The organism is Luteibacter sp. P4_E6, assembly GCF_056401535.1.
The window spans coordinates 1-2,718 of sequence record NZ_JBFUJE010000519.1 but is presented as its reverse complement, the minus strand read 5'-3'; the positions used below and the strand labels follow the sequence as shown (position 1 = coordinate 2,718).

Annotated in this window: 3 protein-coding genes; 2 read left to right on the top strand and 1 reads right to left on the bottom strand. The window is 65.7% G+C overall.

Going from position 1 to position 2,718, the window contains the following annotated elements:
- The coding region (locus AC1DT2_RS20165; protein ID WP_477298304.1) for a KpsF/GutQ family sugar-phosphate isomerase at positions 1-886 on the bottom strand (886 nt) is incomplete at its 3' end.
- A 170-nt stretch (positions 887-1,056) separates the two neighbouring features.
- Here AC1DT2_RS20165 and AC1DT2_RS20160 point away from each other — a divergent pair.
- Both AC1DT2_RS20160 and murA read left to right on the top strand, forming a co-directional pair.
- Positions 1,057-1,296, top strand: a complete 240-nt coding sequence (locus AC1DT2_RS20160) for a BolA family protein (RefSeq protein WP_063573706.1) — start codon at positions 1,057-1,059, stop codon at positions 1,294-1,296.
- A 52-nt stretch (positions 1,297-1,348) separates the two neighbouring features.
- A complete protein-coding gene (gene murA / locus AC1DT2_RS20155; protein WP_063573707.1) occupies positions 1,349-2,608 on the top strand; it encodes a UDP-N-acetylglucosamine 1-carboxyvinyltransferase in 1,260 nt (419 codons plus the stop codon).
- The last annotated feature ends 110 nt before the right edge of the window (positions 2,609-2,718 follow it).

Below are 2,718 nucleotides of genomic sequence, written 5' to 3'. Positions count from 1 at the left end.
TGTCCGAACCGATGGTTTTCGGCCCGCTTGTCATCAACTGGGCGACCGTGGCGTTACGGAGGTCGATGCCATCGTCGTCGAGGCAGCGGCGAAGGTCGCCGTCGGTGAAGACACCATGGAGGACACCGTCGTCGTCGACCACGGCGGTCATGCCCAGGTGCTTTCGGCTCATCTCGACGAGCGCTTCGCTGAGAGTGGCACCCAGATGCACACGGGGGACATCGTCACCCGAGTGCATGACATCCGCGATGTGCAGGAGCAGGCGACGGCCGAGACTGCCGGCGGGATGCGAGCGGGCGAAATCGTCCGGCGTGAATCCGCGGGCTTCGAGCAGGGCCACCGCGAGCGCGTCGCCCATGACCAGCGCCGCCGTGGTGCTGGCGGTGGGGGCAAGGCCGTGCGGGCAGGCCTCGGAACTCACGCTGCCATCGATGTTGATGTCGGCCTGTCTGGCCAGCGACGACTTCGGGTTGCCCGTGATCGCGATCAGCCGAATGCCCTGGCGCTTGATCGCCGGAAGAATGAAGAGGAGTTCGTCAGTCTCGCCGGAGTAGGAGATTCCCAGAAGGATGTCGTCCGGCTGGATCATGCCGAGGTCGCCGTGGCTGGCCTCGCCGGGGTGGACGAAGAATGACGGCGTTCCCGTGGAAGCCAGTGTGGCGGCAATCTTGCGGGCGATGTGCCCGCTTTTGCCCATGCCGGAGACGACCACGCGGCCCTTGCAGGCCAGGATCATCTGACAGGCGGCCACGAATGACGCATCGACCTTGTCTTCCAGGGCGCGGATGGCCGCCGCCTCGGTGACGATCACGGTGCGCGCGCTGCGGACGACGATGTCGGCGTTCACTAGCGGGTGATCGAGAGGCGGTGCGGTGCGGGCATTCATGCGGCCTCGGGGGTCCGGGTGGGGGCGTTTGACCCGGGATGTCCATTTCTGCGACACCGGATTTCCATTACCATTACATATTCTCATTTTATCGTCGCCGCCATCGAACGATGGTTCAGGGTCCGTTTCGGAACCCTGCGGTTCGACGACCCCCTTCCAACGGAGAATCCATGGACGCTGCCCGCATCCAGGCATTGATCGAAGCCGGCCTGCCCGGCGCCCTGGTGAACGTTCGCGGCGACGACGGCGTGCACTTCGAGGCCGATGTCATCTCGGAACAGTTCGCCGGCAAGTTGCCGCTGGCCCGTCACCGCCTTGTTTACGCCACGCTAGGCGACCTCATGGGCGGTGCCATCCACGCCCTGGGCCTGAAGACCCTTACTCCCGAAGAGGCCGCCGGCCGCCGCTGACGCGCGCCGCGACGCCCTTCGTACGACCTCCCTTTCCAGGTATTCGAATTCCATGGCCAAGATCCTGATCACCGGCGGCAACCCGCTCGTGGGTGATGTGAGCATTTCCGGTGCGAAGAACGCCGTACTGCCCATTCTCGCTTCCTGCCTGCTCGCCGACGAACCGGTAAGCATCGGCAACGTGCCGCATCTCCACGACGTCACGACCTTTATCGAGCTGCTCGGCCGCATGGGCGTGCGCGTGGTGCTGGACGATCGCATGAAGATGCATATCGACCCGCGCCCGGAAAACTCCTGCGTCGCACCGTACGACCTCGTGCGCACCATGCGTGCGTCGATCCTCGTGCTGGGCCCGCTGGTGGCGCGCTACGGTAAGGCCGAAGTCTCGTTGCCCGGAGGCTGCGCGATCGGCTCGCGGCCGGTGGACCAGCACATTCGCGGACTCCAGGCGCTCGGTGCCGAAATCACGGTGGAGAACGGCTTCATCAAGGCGAAGGCCGGCCGCCTGAAGGGCGCCCGCATCGTCATGGACATGGTCACCGTCACGGGCACTGAGAACATTCTCATGGCCGCTACCCTGGCCTCGGGCACCACCATCATCGAAAACGCTGCGCAGGAGCCGGAGGTGGTCGATCTCGCCCACTGCCTGCTGGCGATGGGCGCGAAGATCGACGGCATCGGTACCTCCACGCTCATCGTCGAAGGCGTGGAACGCCTGCACGGTGCGCACTACGAAGTGCTGCCCGATCGCATCGAGACGGGCACCTTCCTGGTCGGCGCCGCGATGACCGGCGGCAAGGTGCGTGCACGTGGTGCGCGCGCCGATACCATGGATGCCGTGCTGCAGAAGCTGGAAGAATCCGGCGCGCACATCAGCACGGGCAAGGACTGGATCGAGCTCGACATGGGTGGGCGCCGTCCGAAGGCCGTCAACCTCATCACCGCGCCCTACCCGGCGTTCCCGACCGACATGCAGGCACAGTTCACCGCGCTCAACTGCATCGCGGAAGGCGTGGGCGTGATCACCGAGACGGTATTCGAGAACCGCTTCATGCACGCCCTGGAGCTGCAGCGCCTGGGCGCGGATATCCGCCTCGAGGGCAACACGGCGATCATCACCGGCGTGCCGAAGATGAGCGGCGCCCCGATCATGGCCACTGACCTGCGTGCGTCCGCCTGCCTGGTCCTCGCCGGCCTGGTTGCCGAGGGCGACACGACCGTGGATCGCGTGTATCACATCGATCGCGGCTACGAGAACATCGAAGAGAAGCTGGGCGTACTCGGCGCGACGATCCGTCGCCTGCCGGGTTAAAGGAAAGGCCGGCGCCGGCCGCCGGTTGCGTGAGGGGTGAGGCGCAGAGCCTTCGGTGCCCACCCTCGCTGCTCAGACAGTCCTCCGCGTTTCGTACCGGAAAGGCCGCT